The organism is Candidatus Odyssella thessalonicensis L13, from assembly GCF_000190415.1.
Lineage (GTDB): Bacteria > Pseudomonadota > Alphaproteobacteria > Paracaedibacterales > Paracaedibacteraceae > Paracaedibacter > Paracaedibacter thessalonicensis.
Genome location: NZ_AEWF01000006.1, coordinates 125201 through 140567 on the forward strand (window position 1 = coordinate 125201; position 15367 = coordinate 140567).

A 15367-nucleotide genomic window follows, 5' to 3' on the forward strand; every position below is an offset into this window, starting at 1 on the left:
GCCCCCCATTGCACGCGAGATTGCCCTGCTAAGATGGCTCAGCCTTGCTTATTCTCAAGGGGCCTGAGATCCTTATAGAGCCCCCTAAAGAATTGATGACTTAACAGCAACAGAAAAGGCCTTATTATCTTTTAAAGAAAGCTATAATGTCTGATTCTATATTACAATATCACTCCTATTAAATCTTGTTTTTCTTATCAATCAAAGCACGGAATAGTCTAAAGAAATTTTAGAAGAACTCTTATGGGAGTTTTATTGATAATCACCTTCTAATCTCAAGAAAATCTCCATGGTCGCAGCCCTAATTTGGCTCAGTTTTTATAAAAAGTGCAAATTTTAAAAATAAGTATTGCGCTGTAAGGCAAAGATTTGCTATATATCTTATATGCTTTTCATGACGCGGGGTAGAGCAGCCCGGTAGCTCGTCAGGCTCATAACCTGAAGGTCGTAGGTTCAAATCCTGCCCCCGCAACCAATCTTTCCAAACAATATATTTCATTCAAGTGCTTAAAGGATCAGATCCATAAGTCTTTGATACTCTTCCCTTCAAAGCTTTTTTAATTGTTAGAACTTCTGACTAAATCAGCGCTCTGCTGTCCTTATTCTCTTCCTTATCATCAATATGTTAGAGCCCTCAATATGAAAGCTTCATGGAGGTTCCCTTATGGTGCTACCCCCCTCAAACGTTCATTTCTTTTTTCTCTAAAAAGGACATAGAGCAAACATTTAACATTTTACTTATAATACTTAAAATTTAGTTAAAAATTTATTTGCAATCCTTGAATGATTGTTAAGTTTAAAAGAGTCCTCCTCTTTCAAAGACCATAACCTGAGAGGTTTATATGAACAAAATTATCCTTGCTTCCGTCGTCGTAGCTGCTTCTGGTGCTCTAGTTTATAGCCAGGAGACTGTACGGCAAATCCTGCATCAACCTGCTATCGGTCCTCGCCTGAGTGAGTCATTCTTACCCTGCGTCCTAGTGCCTGAGGGATTTGTAGGCATTCTTGAAGGCTTCAGAAAATATAGTGGCGTCCTTCAATCAGGCATTAACTGTGTCGTTCCTTATTATCACCGCGTGACCTTAGTGGATAAACGAATCATTCAAATTGACACCCCGCCTCAGATAGTTTATTCCAAAGACAATCAACAATTAACCGTAGACTGTGCCTTTTATTATCGGATCAACGACCCAGTAAAGGCCCTGTATAATGTCCAAAATATTGAAGAATCGCTTAAGCAATTATTTTCACGGAGCATTATCAGCATTATTGGTAAGGCAGAGGCTGCTCAAATAATTGACTCAAGCCGCGAAGAACTGGCTAGTCAAGTTTTAGAAACAATGAATGACTACATCCACACTTCTGGTGATAACTTTACAAATCAGGACAATAAAAACACTTTTAGCAAAGGAAAAGAGAAAGAGCGCCACGCCGAGACAGTACCTTTGCGTATGACCAAGAGGGAGGGTTACCAAACACTTAACTACCCCTTAGCTCCCTCGTCCGATAGAACACAATCACCTTCAGGAGATGGATGGGGGGGGTAGACATTGTTCAAATTGCAATCACGAGCATTACTTATCCAACGGTAATCATGAAAGCGCTGAATAAACAGCGCCAAGCCGCCTATCAAATAAAGACCACAGAGATGCAAGCAGCAGCAAATCTGAAAAAGGTAGCCACGGAAGCGGAAGCTAATAAGGAGAAAACGCGCTTGCAAGCTGAAGCTGATAAACTGAAAGCAGCTTTGGAAGCTGAAGGCAGAGCCTATGTGCAGAGCATAGAAACAAAGATCCAACTGGAAACAGCAAAGGCTAAAGTAGATGCAGAACTAATTAAAGCAAATGGTGAAGCAACCCGCCTGCTTCTGATTGCTGATGCAGAAAATCGAGCTCGACAGCTGGAAGCGGATTTATTGGAGAAGAATCCTACTTATACAAAACAAAAAGCTTTAGAGATTAAAGCCGGTGCTTTAGGATCGAATTCTAAAGTTATCTTTATGAATCCTGACAAAGGCGGCTTCTTTTCTTCCCTTCTTGCTCTCCAGGAAAGCGCGAAAGCAGCTACATCCTCAACCGACAGCACTCTTTAAAGGCCGGCACGGCTCTTTCTAGAGACCGAGGAGTAATTCCTTACAAGAGCAAGACAGCACCGAGTTATCCCTCAATTTGTCTGCTCTTGTTGTCGCAAAGTATTACTATAAATTCAGTATGATTTTTCTTACGACTGAGAGCTCGCAGAAAAGTACCCCCCCTTAAGCCTCCCCTTTAAAAGCTGCTAATACAATTAATTAACATATGGGGATAAAGCGGTACCAGTTACTGTTCATGTAATAGGAGGAATAGAAGATCAGAGGGAAAAGAGCCAGAATATTTAATGACATCTTTAGGGCAAATATATTATACTCCCTATAAAGTTTTCTTCATCAAAGAAGAAAGAATGAATATTATGAAAAAATATAGCCCTCTCACCAGAATAAATGCTTTATTATGTGCACTCATGGTTGCAACCACCCCTGCTCTCTGTTATGACCCCCAGGAAGTTTATGAAAATAATGAGAACCATAGAGAGTCCTATTTCCAAACACATAATAGCGACACCTTAAGAATTTTTACCTCACCTCATGATAGCCCGGAGTATCAGCAGTACACTAAGGACCTTTTTGAAGAAAAGTCCTCCCTAAAAGACATTGTTAAATTTCTAGAAAAAGGAGAAATAAGTGCCTTTAAGACAGCTCTAACTGACTCCTCTCTGCCCAATAACGCTAAATTCGAGATAATCGACCTATATCTGAACCAATACCCCACAAATATTGAAGTTTTAGAAGTTGGAGGCACCACTTATTTAAATGCAGATAATATTGAAGCAGGCTTTAAGTTATATGACAAAGTTCTTAGCATAGGCAAACTTTCTTCTGACAGTCTCTATAATTACTTTTTTACATTATTGGCCCTTAAAGCCCACCATAAAGAGTCTGTAGAGAAAGCTTGGCAAATGCTGCAATAATGGCAACAACAATTTGCAGGCGCTGCCGACACACCCTTTATTAGCCCTCAAGTAATACAAGAAAATCCAGAGATTACTTTCTTAGATACATCCTATAACCTTTTATTTGAAGTCATTAAGAAACGCCCCGCCTATCATCCGATCCTTGAAAACGTTATAGATGTGAAGGATGACAGCTCTACTCCCACAGTCGTTAAAATGATTATTACAAAAGCACTTATGGTGCATTTTAAAGGCACACCTTTTGAAAGCTCACTATATCGGACGACAGGCTTTAGAATGGTAAACAAGCAAGAAATGCAGGAGCAAGGTGATAATTACGAAGCAGCTATTAAGGAAAAATTTAAGAAATTCACTTCAGAACTGGAAATGGCTAAAAGGGTGCTCAATGAGATAGTTATTAATAATGCTCAGACTATCTTACAGCATGATGTTAGTCTCCGGGATTTTCCTCAAGAGCAGTTTCCATCTCTCTCTGCGAGCCAAACACTTAACATAACTCAATGCTCCATTTGGGCGCGAAAAATTATTAATACTTGTCGACGAGATCTGCTGCGATATGAAGGTGACAACCCTAACATTTTCAATTTACTAGCAACAATAGATAATTCCACTGTTGAAAGAATCATTACCCCCTATTTACAAGATTTTAAAGGTGGCCACAACACCGGCTTTGTCCTACTCAAGTCAGTAATTTACAATAACTTAGCTATAATCTTACAAAGCCATGCCGATCTTCTCAATTTTCCTAAGAACTATTTTAAAGATGCCTTTGATATCAACCAGGTTACTGACAATCAATATAAGATATGGGCCCGCAGAATTATTAGTGAAGCGAGAGAAGAACTACTCGCTTATAACGGCAAAAATCAGCAGATCTTGACCACATTAAATATAATTGATAATACTCATCTTGAACACTATGTTGCTGTTGAATTGAAGAATATATTGGAAGGTTCCGATGATTAGTAAGCACGTTAAAGGGGGATCCTTAATTTCCTCTCCACTTTAAAAATCTAAGGATTTAGGATAAGGTATTTACGGCAGGCAAATTGCCTGCCCTCTTATATTAGCCAAAATTGAATAGTCGCCTACCACTGAACAGAGCTTCTTTACTGCGTACGCGCAAAGCCTTATAAATAGCTCACCTTAATATATTCTCCCACTTACTAACATTATTCTTAAGGGTCTTACTCATCGCGTTCTTTTATCTCAGCAGAGCTAATATTAATGTCATGCTGTTTATCATCAAGCAGCTCTTTTAGGAAAAAGCAACTAGAAACCAAACCGGATGCAAAGAGAGAGCCCCGCTGAGAGCTACAGCAGATGTTGGAAGTTGTGAAGATAAGCGGCCTAAGGAAGAGATATGAACCCAGGTCCGCTAACATTAATGACCCTAAGTTTATGGAAAAGCAGAAGTTCCTACTTAACAAGAATTTGACTAGAACGGCTAATTACTTATGAACCAAACAGCTTATGCCAATCTGGAGATTGGTCTTCATCAGCCTCTTCTTCCAGTTCCATATCATGATCAACTTCAGGTTCAAGCTCTGCTGGCACAGAATAATCGAAGTCAGCGTGAGTATCGCTCTCTTCTACCTTCAGGACTTGTTTGGCTTTTTTAGGTTCAGGAGCCACTGGTAACGGCTCTTGCGCCGGAGCAGTGTATTGATTGATTTCGGTTGAGTTGTAATCCTCAAATGCGGGTTCCTCTTGGAAATAGCTCGTCTGTATATCACCTGGATTTTGCAATTGATGATCGATGGAAGGAGCTAGAGGTTGGGGGATGATATTGTCGGATGGTTGTGGCACAGTTCCTGGCTTAGAAGTCTTTGCTAATGGTGTGTCTTGAAATGTTGCGGGCATCTCTGGTTCTGTTGCCGTGTTAGCAAATTCCATTTTTGGCATCAGTTTATGGAAAAAGCTTGGTTCTTCCAAATGAAGATTTGCCCTTCCCTGGGTGACCAACTGAAATTGTTGTGACATTTCTTGGGGATTTAGAGGGATAAAACCAGCAGCAGACAGTCTAGTAATATCTGTGTTTTGGCTAGAATAAATATATTTTAAGAAATTCTGCAGCCCCTTACTTGACTGTAATGTGGAGATCTTAACATAAAGATAGATGGGGGCCGACAGGGGATAATCATCGCTGGTTATATTCTCAGTGGTAGGTTTAAAGCCATCGACAGAGATAAGATTATTTAATAAATCGGGTTGTGAGAGCGCAGAAGCCGGCGCGAATACGATAGCGCCATGATGATCCTTAAGCAACTGACTTGGAGAGGTCTCTATCGCCGCAAAATTGACCTCCTTAAGCTGCGCATCCCCTCGAACAGATAAACACAGATCACGGTATAACTTAGGTTTTTTATCGCGGATGGATGAAATCTGCTTATTGGTCTGACAGCCATGGACTAAAACTCGATCTTCAAAGACATCGCGAAGATCTGTGTTGGGAGCGGGTGCAAAAATTTCTATGGGATCTGAAGAAAGATTATTAGTGTTATTGGATACTTCATTCCACACCAGCGCGGTATTTTGTAAAATATTTCCTTGCTTATATTTATATTTAGTCACGGCGGAATAAAGCTCATCATGGGATATGTTTTTAATATTTAAACCTGAAGAGGCCAAAGCAATAACTGCCCCAAACCCCATTCTTAATTCTAGGAAATCTGATATCCCTTCTTTACCACATTTAGCTAAATCTTGAGGTGATAGCCGTCGATGTGCCACCAGAATGTCTGCCGCATTAGTTCTATGAGAGCAAAAATTATTGATAGAATGAGATCCCACCGCTTCAACAACCAGCGGAGCGATATATTTTTTTGATTTTCTCCCATAAGATTCAGAAAAACGCGTTAAAATAGTGGTGGCAATAGGATGAGTAACAATACGAGCTTGAAGCTTTCCATAGGAATAGCTATAGCATCCAGGAAGCAGAAAAACAGCAGAGATTAGGCTCCTTAGAAGTCTCATTCATGAAAGCTTAAATTTGTTACCTTAATTAATATTAAAAAACATTTACTCTTCGTTAACAATTAGATTCATAATTGTTAACAAATGTCTTTAACTGATCGGACGGACCACTATGGATATAACTGATCTGATGAAATTCTACTCTTCTCCTTTAGGAAAGGTTGCACAGAGCAAGTTAGGGGACTTGATCCAGGACATCTGGCCGGCAATTGAATGTGACACCCTTGTCTGCCATGGCTTTACTCTTCCAGTCCTAGATAAACTATCAATCAAAGCCCAACATTTAGTTCTATTTATGGATCCTCATATAGGGGCCACCTATTATCTTCCGCGGGATAAAAATGTGACCGCTTTGGTAGAAAGCCAATCCTTACCTCTCAATAATAAAAGTACTGACCGAATCATTCTTCTGCATTCACTTGAGCATTGTGCTAATCCCCGGTTATTTTTAAGAGAGATATGGCGAGTGTTATCCCCTGAAGGTCGAGCGATTATTATTACCCCTAATCGTCGTAGCTTATGGGCCCAATTAAGCCATACCCCCTTTGGCCATGGTCACTCTTACAGCATGGGACAGCTTTCCCATCTGTTAAAAGACAATCAATTTGATATTTGTCAGAAAAAGCGAGCTCTGTTTGTTTTTCCCAGCGAGTTCTGGAACAGCTTTCTAACGGGACATCTGTTAGAAACATTCAATAAGACTTTCGCCCCTAAGTTCTCCGGGGTAGTGGCTATAGAGGTCAAAAAGCAAGTTTACTGTGGCACCTTAGCAAACGTTCGAAAAAGATTACTTATTACACCTTCACCAATCCGAGCTAAACTTTCTTCACGAGAAGGCTTAGGATAAAGGCGGATCGGGCCAAGATATAGAGCCCCTTTTTCTAAGGATAGAGGTAGAGTAATTTCGGCTTTACTATCAGCGATTCCCTTCATAAACGCTTTTATGGACGACAGTTGATGCGAGGAAATTAACTCGACCTCTGCTAGATGATGGAGAACCGCTGCAGGGTTGACAATTCTTAAAGATAATTTACCAGACCAAGCGTTTTTGGCATCCAGCTGTCCAATTACTGAAAGCTGGCCTTCACCGGTGTGCGGACCAAATTGGGGAATATTTATTTTGAGATCAATTAAACCATTAGCAGCGTAATAAACAAAAGAAATAAAAATCTCAGGAACGACAAACTGGGGGGCCTTAAAGTATCGTAGATTTTGGATCAGAATATTATCAGCAAAGATTTGTCCCCATCCAACTTTTGCCTTTCCTTGAATTTGCGCAATTTCCCAGATTTTACTACCAGACGGCCGCACCATAAAATCGACTCCTGGCCATCCTAATAAGACCGGCTGCATACTGCCGACAACAGAAAAAGTATCCGTCATACCCGTAACCTTGATTCCTGTAAGCGACAGATCGCTTTTATCAAATTTTACGCTATCGACCGTTACTTTATCGCTATGATTACGCAGATACGACTCAGCATAATCATTAAGGTACGGCTGAAATAAGAACTGCTCAGAAACCTTTAGACAAATTATAACACTTAAAACAATTAAGCCTATTTTCCCTAAGCAGCGCATCTTCTTATTCCCTTGCTAGTTCACGCATTTTCGTCTCAACTCGTTCTTCAAGTGTCTGCATAAATTCCGCGTGTGTCAAGCCAGGCATTAGGGGAGGTAAGATACTAACAACAATAGTGCCGGGTCTTTTCTCAAAGCTTCGCCGCGGCCAAAAAAGGCCAGAATTAAGAGCTACAGGGACTACCGGTACATTCAGCTCAGTGTACATCGCCCCAATGCCTTGTTTGTATTTCGGCTCTGCGCCCATAGGACGCCGCGTGCCTTCAGGATAAATAATGATGCGATCACCCTCAGCTACGCGGGCCTTAGCTTGACGCACTAGATCAGCTCGCGCTTGTCCTCCGAGTTTACGATTCAGCATAATTGTCTTCTGTTTGATAAAATGGAAGTTAAAAAACGGAATCATCAAAAGTTCACGTTTCGCCACAAAGATAGATTCCGGAAAGATTTCACAAAACACCACGGTTTCCCACGCTGATTGGTGTTTTGAAGCAATGATGCAAGCGCCCTTAGGTAAATGTTCCAATCCTTCAACTTTATAAGTTAACCCTAGAATATTTCGTGCCCCCCAACTGGTCAAGCCAGCCCAAACTTGCGGCACCGTGAAGGCTAAGCGCCTGTGTCCCAAAAGAAATGGCAAACCGAATATGGCACAAGCCGACGAAACGATAACAAAATAGAGGTTAAAGATAAATGATCTTAATTTTCTCATGACACATCCTTTTTATTCATTTTTTCTTATCCCCCAAGCAATTATTTTTACACACTTAAACGGATATAATGTCTTGTCGGGATAAAAGTTTCTGGTAAGCCCACCTACAGGTTTTATTGAGCAAAATTATCGCAACTCTCAGGGATTCTCTAAGATATTCTCTCTCCACCAAGGTCTAATTCCTACTTTAACAAGTAAGAATTTACAGTATTCGCGGGAAACTTTAAAAAACACTGACCAACTTTGATACCAGCGCCGATGGTCAAAGTTTATGATATTAACCGGATGGGGAATAACGTCAATATGGGGCATCTCCGCTTGAAATTCAGACAATGACCGCGGCATATGCACAGGCGTCGTGACGAGACGAACAGAGCGAATCCGATTCTTGCGCGCCCACGCTGCAGTTTCGATCGCATTTCCCATGGTAGACAAGGCAGAATGACCTAAGTAAATCTTATCCTGCAAAGGCGCTAATGCCTGCCGCGATAAGTAGGAGCCACACTGCAGCCCTAATAGGGTTGGCTTAGAGGTTTCTACCCCTGAGACAAATAATTTATCACTCAAGCCTTGCGCCAGAAGCTCGACGCCGGTCGTTATGCGACATGGCCCCCCGGTCCACACAACAATAGCATCGGTGGGGGTTAAAGTATCCGATGGAATATTGGGAATCGAATAAATGAATACCAGAAACCCATAAAACCATAAAGAAGGTAAGGATAGCAGCATGAATTACATAGCTATAATAATTAGTCGCAGTTTAGGGTCCGCAGGACCGCAAATCTTGAGACACAAACACTTAACAGCACAACAAATAAAGGGATAATGACCATTCCCAACATTAAAACTGGATCGACTTGGGGACGCAACATTTCAGGGATCCCCAAGTAAACACTCGCAAGATTAAGGATCCAACTTATCGGCAGCGCTAAAGCAAAGCCAGTAATGGCTCCGCGCGCACTCAATCGGAACGCATGATTCTGGAACTTATTAGCAATATAGCCGTTACTGGCGCCGATTAGCCGCAAAATGGAAATATTTTCTTGGTGGGATGCAAGACCAGCACGAGTAATTAATGTGATCATAATTATCACGGTAAAGGCAATAAGCATGATAAAAATATAACCAATAACTTGCAAGGTTTGCCGCAACAGCAACAACATATCGTGCCACTGCGAATAAGTTTCAATACGCACGCCCGGCGACACTTGCTGTAATTGGGCAACGATATCCCCTACTCCTGTGATAGCTTCAGGATCCAAGTTGGCTTCAATGATTACAGGTAAAGGAAAATCTGGGTATAAAGCCGCTTGCTGAGGACTGACTCCAAACAACGAATACAGCTTAGTCTTGTCCGCAATCTCAATACGGCTAATCCCTGGGGTGGCTGATAAGTACTGAGACACCGCTCCGGTAACGCGATCGCGATCAACTTCATGTTGAAGTGGGATCTCAATATTGACGCGATGGCTCATCCCTACTTGCCAACGTTGGACAGATGTTCCTATCGACGAAGCTGCCGTTAGCACCAGACATAACAGTAATACAAGCAAAGAAATAATCCACGGTACAAGGCGGGTTATCGGATCCTTTGCAATTGGAACTTCTTCAATATCTGCTTTATTAACCATGGCTCACCTTTGCAGAAACATTGGCTACACTAACAAGTCGTCCTTGATGGAGCTCAACTTCAGGGTACGGGAATTCGGCAATTAAAGCCTTATTATGGGTTGCCAGAATAACTGTCGTCCCAATCTTGTTTAGTTCTTCAAATAGTCTCAACAATCGATATCCCGCCTCATGATCCAAGTTCCCTGTTGGTTCATCTGCTAGGAGTAATAAGGGACGGGTAATCACTGCGCGGGCGATGGCCACACGCTGCTTTTGACCATCGGAGAGGGTATAAGGCATTTCGTATAAATGCTGGCCTAGGCCGACCCATTGCAACAATTCTTTAGCATGGGTGCGAGCAGTTTTAACATCAGTACCACTCACCTTTAAAGCCAAGGCCACATTATCCAGAACATTCAAATGGGGAAACAATTTACAATCTTGAAAAACAATACCAATCCGTTGACGATATTGAGGTAACTCTGATGAGGAAATGCGGTTGACATCTTTACCAAAAACTCGGACCGTTCCTTCTGTTGCCCTCACGCCGCGGTACATAAGCTTCAAAAGTGATGTCTTTCCTGCCCCTGAAACACCTGTCAAGAAAGTAAAAGAGCCGACATTAAAGGATTGACTTAAACCATGCAGCACTCGATGTCCCCCGGGGTACACCAAGCCAACTTGATCAAACCTGACAATTTCAATAGGTTGCCTACGCTGGGTTACCAAAGCATCCTCGCCTTTACTTATCTATCCGCCTTTATACCTTTTTATGTGCAAGGTATATTGTTTATCATTTTCTGCTCCTATATTGCCCATTTTTTTAGAACAATACTAGTCCTGATTTTATTTTAAGCTTAAGCAGCCCCCTCCAATTCCCATGGGAATACCAGCCATTCATCCTGCGGCACTTCAATCGCAAAGACATCTGCCGCCGCTTTCCCCTCGGGCTTAGCATATAAAACAACAAAATCAGCTTTAGGGTAGAGAGTACGAATCAATTTTAATGTCTCACCACTATCAACCAGATCATCCACAAAAAGATAGCCTTCGCCTTGATTGGCCAGATCAGGCTGATGAATAACTTTCAACTGTCCTCTCTGTCCTTCCTTATTATAGCTTGCAATTGAAATGGTACGGATATCACGAATATCTAAGTGCTGAGCGAGCAATGTGGCTGGCACCATACCGCCGCGAGTAATGGCAACAATTCCTTTATAAGGACGCTGCAATCGGGCTGACAAAACGGCAGCAGCCTCCTGAATTTGAATATGGCTCAAATACTTCTTGGCAATCGCCTTAGGTGGAGATTGAATCTGTGCTACTGGCTGGAAGGTCACCGGATTCCCCATATCTGTGGCATGTAGATAATTAGAGCATAGAATAATAGCAGCAAAAACAATCGCACGAGTCAAAATATTTTTTAATCTTTTCATAGTGTAGGCTCCTTTCAAAATAATACGATTCTCCTTCTACTTTAAGCCCAAGCTCAAGCAGCGACTCTAGATCGTAATTTATGGAATTAGGTAAAAAAGAGCACTTTCTGTCGACTAGAAAAGCACTTGTCAAATCCGAGCTTTTATCGAATAAACCATCGGATTTCAAATAGACTATCACAACAAAAACTGAAGCATCAATAGATTTGTTAAAATTTTATTTGCATTCAAGATTTTTACTGAGAAAGGGTATAAAATACAGCTCTGTATCAAAGTTATTATTCGATAAAACTAAAGGTACCTTCAATAAATTAAAATAGTCCCAAGTAAGCTTATAAAAGGATTGAGAGTTTAAAGGGGGCTGGATAATAGTTAAACCCAGCCCCAGAAATAGTTTACTTTTCTTAATTCCGCTGACTTATCAGGTAATGCATCAGCTTGGGAAAGCGTAGCAAGTTATGCCGCTTATTGTCCTGAATGTAGGCCAAAATTTTATCCTCATCCAGGCCACTTAAGTAGCCTACTTCTAAAGTATTTAAGACTCGCTTCAGTTTGTTTCCAGAATAATTATTCCTATCCTTTTCGTGCGGCTTTTCAAAGGACAAAGCAAAACTTTTCTGGTTAACCTGCCAGACAATTCTAAATACGCTTCCGCCTATCCCTTCAAGGTGTCCCTTCAAGAAATTGTTCAGTTTTCTAATTTCCTTTTCTAGGATCTGCACTTTAATGGGGTATTGAGCTCGAAGATTATCAATTCGCTCTAACGCTGCTTTCCTTATCAGAGCCTGCTGATTGTCCTCAGCCTGAACAAAGACCGATGTGAGAGGTGCCTCTAAACTTTCTACCACCCTTTGCTTGCCACGACTTTTAACCTTAGCTTTCACAAACAACGGCTCTGCTTCTGGGTGAGCAGACGCTTCAAGATTAAAACGCACCTCTCCTCTTTTTGCAGGAATGGATACAGCATGAGGCTGATGCTTAAGGCGCTTACATCCCTTATGGCGGCCTTCTGAAGGTAATGGCATAGTGCTGTTATCCAACTTTTCGACTTGCGCTGACGTTAAGAAATATTCCGTACCGTTTTTCAAAAGTATGAGAAGACTTTGATAAACCTGATAATTGGCCTGAGTACGTAAAACTGATTGTATAAAGCGGTCAGCTCGAGAGAAACCATGAGCTCTCATAAAGCTTTCATAAAGCTCGGGATCTGTGAACTGCAAATGATGCTGGATGCGAAGATCAATCTCGTGGGCTGCTGTCATGCGCACTGACCAAGAAGCTTTGGCAAATCCGTGAATAATTGTCATCCATGGACTCTCCCCCCGTCGAGCAAACCCCGGATCCAGGAAGAAGCTGATTTCACGTAAGTCATAAATTAAAACTCCTATCCCTGCACAGAAAAATAAAGAAGTCATTGCTGGAAAGCATACAGCCCGACCAGACAGACAATCAGAATACCAGCTAGGAAAGGATAAACCGACGAGGGAGATGTGGTGATGTAACATAACTGATAAATTTTGATAAAAGCCATAGTTCATGCTGGCAACACTTAGCACATTAAATGTAAGGTTTCCTAAACGGACAAGCCGGCGCTTTTGTTCATCATCTTGCTCTCTTAACTTCTCATATAACTCAAGCTGCATAGAAGAGGGATTTTGAGAGCGCCCAAAAACCTTTTTCTTTAAAGGTCCTTGCCTTAAGTGATCGTAAATCAAATAAATAAAATCACAAACAGCATCTTGAAAAAGACCAGCACTTAACATATACCCCACAGAACTTGAGTAATTTAACCACGGCGAGGCGTCTTCGTCAGTACTGGCATACATCAATTGGTTACAGCCGACAAGGCCAGTGAGGCTGATTGCAAATTTCTTGCCAACCGTGGACCACGTTGTCCTTTCTGGCCATTCAAATAAACCGACAGCTTTTTCCTTCGCTGTACTAAAAAAGTCTTGCATCTTTAATAGATATGAAGCAGATTCATGCTCTCGCTCCATAGGTTCAGCAGCTGGGACAGCGTTGATAGTAAGAGTTAAAATAGCAACACAAAACAATATTTTTTTCATTACTCTATCCTTTTACTTAGATAAGTTTAGGGGTACCTCAATTTCTAGCTGCCGCTAGAATGCTTGAGGCACAAAGATTAGCTTGAAGAGTTAAGTCTCAAAAACTGAGAGGAGTGGAACTTACGGGGGATCAAACATCGGACAATTCAAACGGAGCTAACACAAAAGAAACTATTTACATACAAAAAGTAAAAATATTCAGATTTAATTATATACCTTATACCCTCTAAATATATTAAATAATAAATCTACATAATGCAATTTATTTTATTTAACTTACTTATGTAAATTGCACTTGATACCTAAATTAACAGAAATCAGAACAAGCTTTGAAAAGAGCCCTCTTTAAAAAGAATAGCTGATCGTAGAATAAAAGTAGTAATGCATAAGCTCGGCATTATAAGGCTTAGCTAGCAATTAACTGAAGCTTCAGCTGCCACAAGATCGTAATTTAAGGAATTAGGTAAAAAAGAGCACTTTCTGTCGACTAGAAAAGCACTTATCAAATCCGCGCTTTTATCGAACAAAGCATCGGATTTCAAAGAGGCTATTACAATAAAAACTGAAGCATCAATAGGTTTGTTAAAATATTAACTTTGTCTTGTAATGGTACTAGAAGCAAGCATCAGATCCCTTCAAAACGATAACTTGCTTAAGGTAAAAAATCGAGAAGATGAAGATAAAATGAGATACCATACCTAAAATTGTGAGATATAAAAACTGAGAGTCAGTGGGATAGGGTTAGTATAAAATGGGTATTAGCCTAGAGGTATTTATGATTAGAAAGAAAGTCCACGCAATTGATTACAAACTTAAAGGCCTGACATATACTGGAAACGCTAAGAAATATTTCAAAAGCTTGCCATTAAAGGATGATAATGACTATTAAAACTGTAGCTTTTCTATTAGCAGCTGTTGATTTTCAAGATAACTGTATGAGCATGGAACAATTCGATAGCACCGGTATTGCTAAAGTTCTTCACACTCATATAGATAAGTTTGCCCATGGTGAGGGAACACCGCTAGCGACGCAGAATGGTCTTGTTAAGCAACTACGCATGACCACTAAGCTCGGAATATATAAATTCTATGGCATTGCAAAAGACAACCAAGCTTACCTTGATTTTCTTGCTTTAAAAGGAGAAATTGCTCAGCAGATGGGCGTTAAAGACCAGAAACTCGTTCAGATTGTTGGGGATTCTAATCAATTTAGTGAAGAAGGTACCATTATTGCTCGTGAATTTCTTACTCCCCATCTGGAGGGAAACCATATACTTGAATATGGGTTTACAGGTTATCTTACCGATGATCGAGCAAGATTAGATACAAATTCACTTTTGAATGAATATATAGAAGACAATCCACACCAAGCCTATAGAGTGTTAGCGAATGTGGTGGGTCATAGTATTTATGCCCTTGAACAATGGGGATGTAAAGCATCGCCTCAAGTGAAGAGCTATGTGGTGGTCTATAATGAAAATGGCATGGGCGAGCGATTCACTAAATTCGGGGATGATGTGACTGTCTCCGATTATATTCAATCCCCTGCCGATGGCGATATGTTACTGCTGTTAGAAGGAGGCGCCCAATCTTTCAAACAGGCTGTAAATGTCCTTAAAAAGAATGTGCCTATCAAGGCACTTTTAAACATCAGGGAGCCTGAGCGACGCCTTTTCTTTTCGGCTGCTGAATTCTTCTACTTAGTTAAGCAGGAACTTTTAAGAAAGTCTAACCTCTCTCAGAAGGAAGTAAGAGCTATTCTTAAAAACTATTTAAGGACACATGCAGCCTGGGATAACAGAAAACCCGATGCCGATACGAAGGAAGAGCTTTTTTCGGCCACAGTTGAAGAATTTATTAAAGATGATATCTATAAAAAATTACTTACTAAAGTTGAGGTCATAAATGCTTATGAGCACCTCACAGCCACCTCAAAGGAGTTCTCGAAATCTCATTCAGCTGAGCCAAATACTTAA

Annotated in this window: 14 protein-coding genes and 1 tRNA gene; 7 read left to right on the plus strand and 8 right to left on the minus strand. The window is 40.8% G+C overall.

From position 1 onward, the window contains the following. The first annotated feature begins 398 nt into the window (after nt 1–398). The 5 genes from HMO_RS0110270 to HMO_RS0110290 all read left to right on the plus strand — a co-directional run bounded on the left by HMO_RS0110270 (nt 399) and on the right by HMO_RS0110290 (nt 3975). Nucleotides 399–475 (plus strand) — tRNA-Met (locus HMO_RS0110270). 367 nt (nt 476–842) lie between these two features. Next, nucleotides 843–1547: an SPFH domain-containing protein gene (locus tag HMO_RS0110275; RefSeq protein WP_010302474.1), complete on the plus strand. Its 705-nt coding sequence runs from the start codon at nt 843–845 to the stop codon at nt 1545–1547. Then, nucleotides 1535–2092, plus strand: a complete 558-nt coding sequence (locus HMO_RS0110280; protein WP_010302477.1) for an SPFH domain-containing protein — start codon at nt 1535–1537, stop codon at nt 2090–2092. Before HMO_RS0110275 ends, HMO_RS0110280 begins: the two co-directional genes overlap by 13 nt. 347 nt (nt 2093–2439) lie before the next feature. Continuing rightward, entirely contained in the window at nt 2440–3006 is a 567-nt protein-coding gene (locus HMO_RS0110285) for a hypothetical protein (protein ID WP_139016875.1), read from the plus strand. Nucleotides 3007–3204: 198 nt separating this feature from the next. Beyond that, on the plus strand, nt 3205–3975 hold the full coding sequence (locus HMO_RS0110290; protein ID WP_029448869.1) for a hypothetical protein: 771 nt from the start codon (nt 3205–3207) through the stop codon (nt 3973–3975). A gap of 489 nt (nt 3976–4464) precedes the next feature. Here HMO_RS0110290 and HMO_RS0110300 read toward each other — a convergent pair whose 3' ends face one another. Then, nucleotides 4465–5985 carry a PstS family phosphate ABC transporter substrate-binding protein gene (locus HMO_RS0110300; protein WP_010302491.1) on the minus strand — a complete coding sequence of 507 codons (1521 nt, stop codon included), beginning with the start codon at nt 5983–5985 and terminating at the stop codon, nt 4465–4467. A 112-nt stretch (nt 5986–6097) separates the two neighbouring features. Here HMO_RS0110300 and HMO_RS16205 point away from each other — a divergent pair, with 112 nt between their 5' ends. Beyond that, entirely contained in the window at nt 6098–6832 is a 735-nt protein-coding gene (locus tag HMO_RS16205; protein WP_083821295.1) for a class I SAM-dependent methyltransferase, read from the plus strand. On the opposite strand, the gene HMO_RS0110310 is transcribed toward HMO_RS16205, so the two are convergent. The 7 genes from HMO_RS0110310 to HMO_RS0110340 all read right to left on the minus strand — a co-directional run bounded on the left by HMO_RS0110310 (nt 6739) and on the right by HMO_RS0110340 (nt 13391). Further along, a complete protein-coding gene (locus HMO_RS0110310; RefSeq protein ID WP_010302496.1) occupies nt 6739–7566 on the minus strand; it encodes a DUF2125 domain-containing protein in 828 nt (275 codons plus the stop codon). The genes HMO_RS16205 and HMO_RS0110310 overlap by 94 nt on opposite strands. A 4-nt stretch (nt 7567–7570) precedes the next feature. Continuing rightward, on the minus strand, nt 7571–8278 hold the full coding sequence (locus HMO_RS0110315; RefSeq protein WP_010302501.1) for a lysophospholipid acyltransferase family protein: 708 nt from the start codon (nt 8276–8278) through the stop codon (nt 7571–7573). A 138-nt stretch (nt 8279–8416) separates the two neighbouring features. Further along, nucleotides 8417–9007 (minus strand): YdcF family protein, encoded by a 591-nt coding sequence (locus tag HMO_RS14715; protein ID WP_010302506.1) that lies wholly within the window; start codon nt 9005–9007, stop codon nt 8417–8419. A gap of 20 nt (nt 9008–9027) precedes the next feature. Beyond that, on the minus strand, nt 9028–9909 hold the full coding sequence (locus HMO_RS0110325) for a cell division protein FtsX (protein ID WP_010302510.1): 882 nt from the start codon (nt 9907–9909) through the stop codon (nt 9028–9030). Then, on the minus strand, nt 9902–10618 hold the full coding sequence (locus tag HMO_RS0110330; protein ID WP_010302512.1) for a cell division ATP-binding protein FtsE: 717 nt from the start codon (nt 10616–10618) through the stop codon (nt 9902–9904). The genes HMO_RS0110325 and HMO_RS0110330 overlap by 8 nt, the downstream gene beginning before the upstream one ends. Before the next feature lie 128 nt (nt 10619–10746). Further along, nucleotides 10747–11325 carry a xanthine phosphoribosyltransferase gene (gene gpt, locus HMO_RS0110335; protein ID WP_010302515.1) on the minus strand — a complete coding sequence of 193 codons (579 nt, stop codon included), beginning with the start codon at nt 11323–11325 and terminating at the stop codon, nt 10747–10749. A 404-nt stretch (nt 11326–11729) separates the two neighbouring features. Then, nucleotides 11730–13391, minus strand: a complete 1662-nt coding sequence (locus HMO_RS0110340) for a hypothetical protein (RefSeq protein WP_010302517.1) — start codon at nt 13389–13391, stop codon at nt 11730–11732. An 878-nt stretch (nt 13392–14269) separates the two neighbouring features. Here HMO_RS0110340 and HMO_RS0110350 point away from each other — a divergent pair. Continuing rightward, nucleotides 14270–15367, plus strand: coding sequence for a hypothetical protein (locus HMO_RS0110350; RefSeq protein WP_010302523.1), 1098 nt, complete (start codon nt 14270–14272; stop codon nt 15365–15367).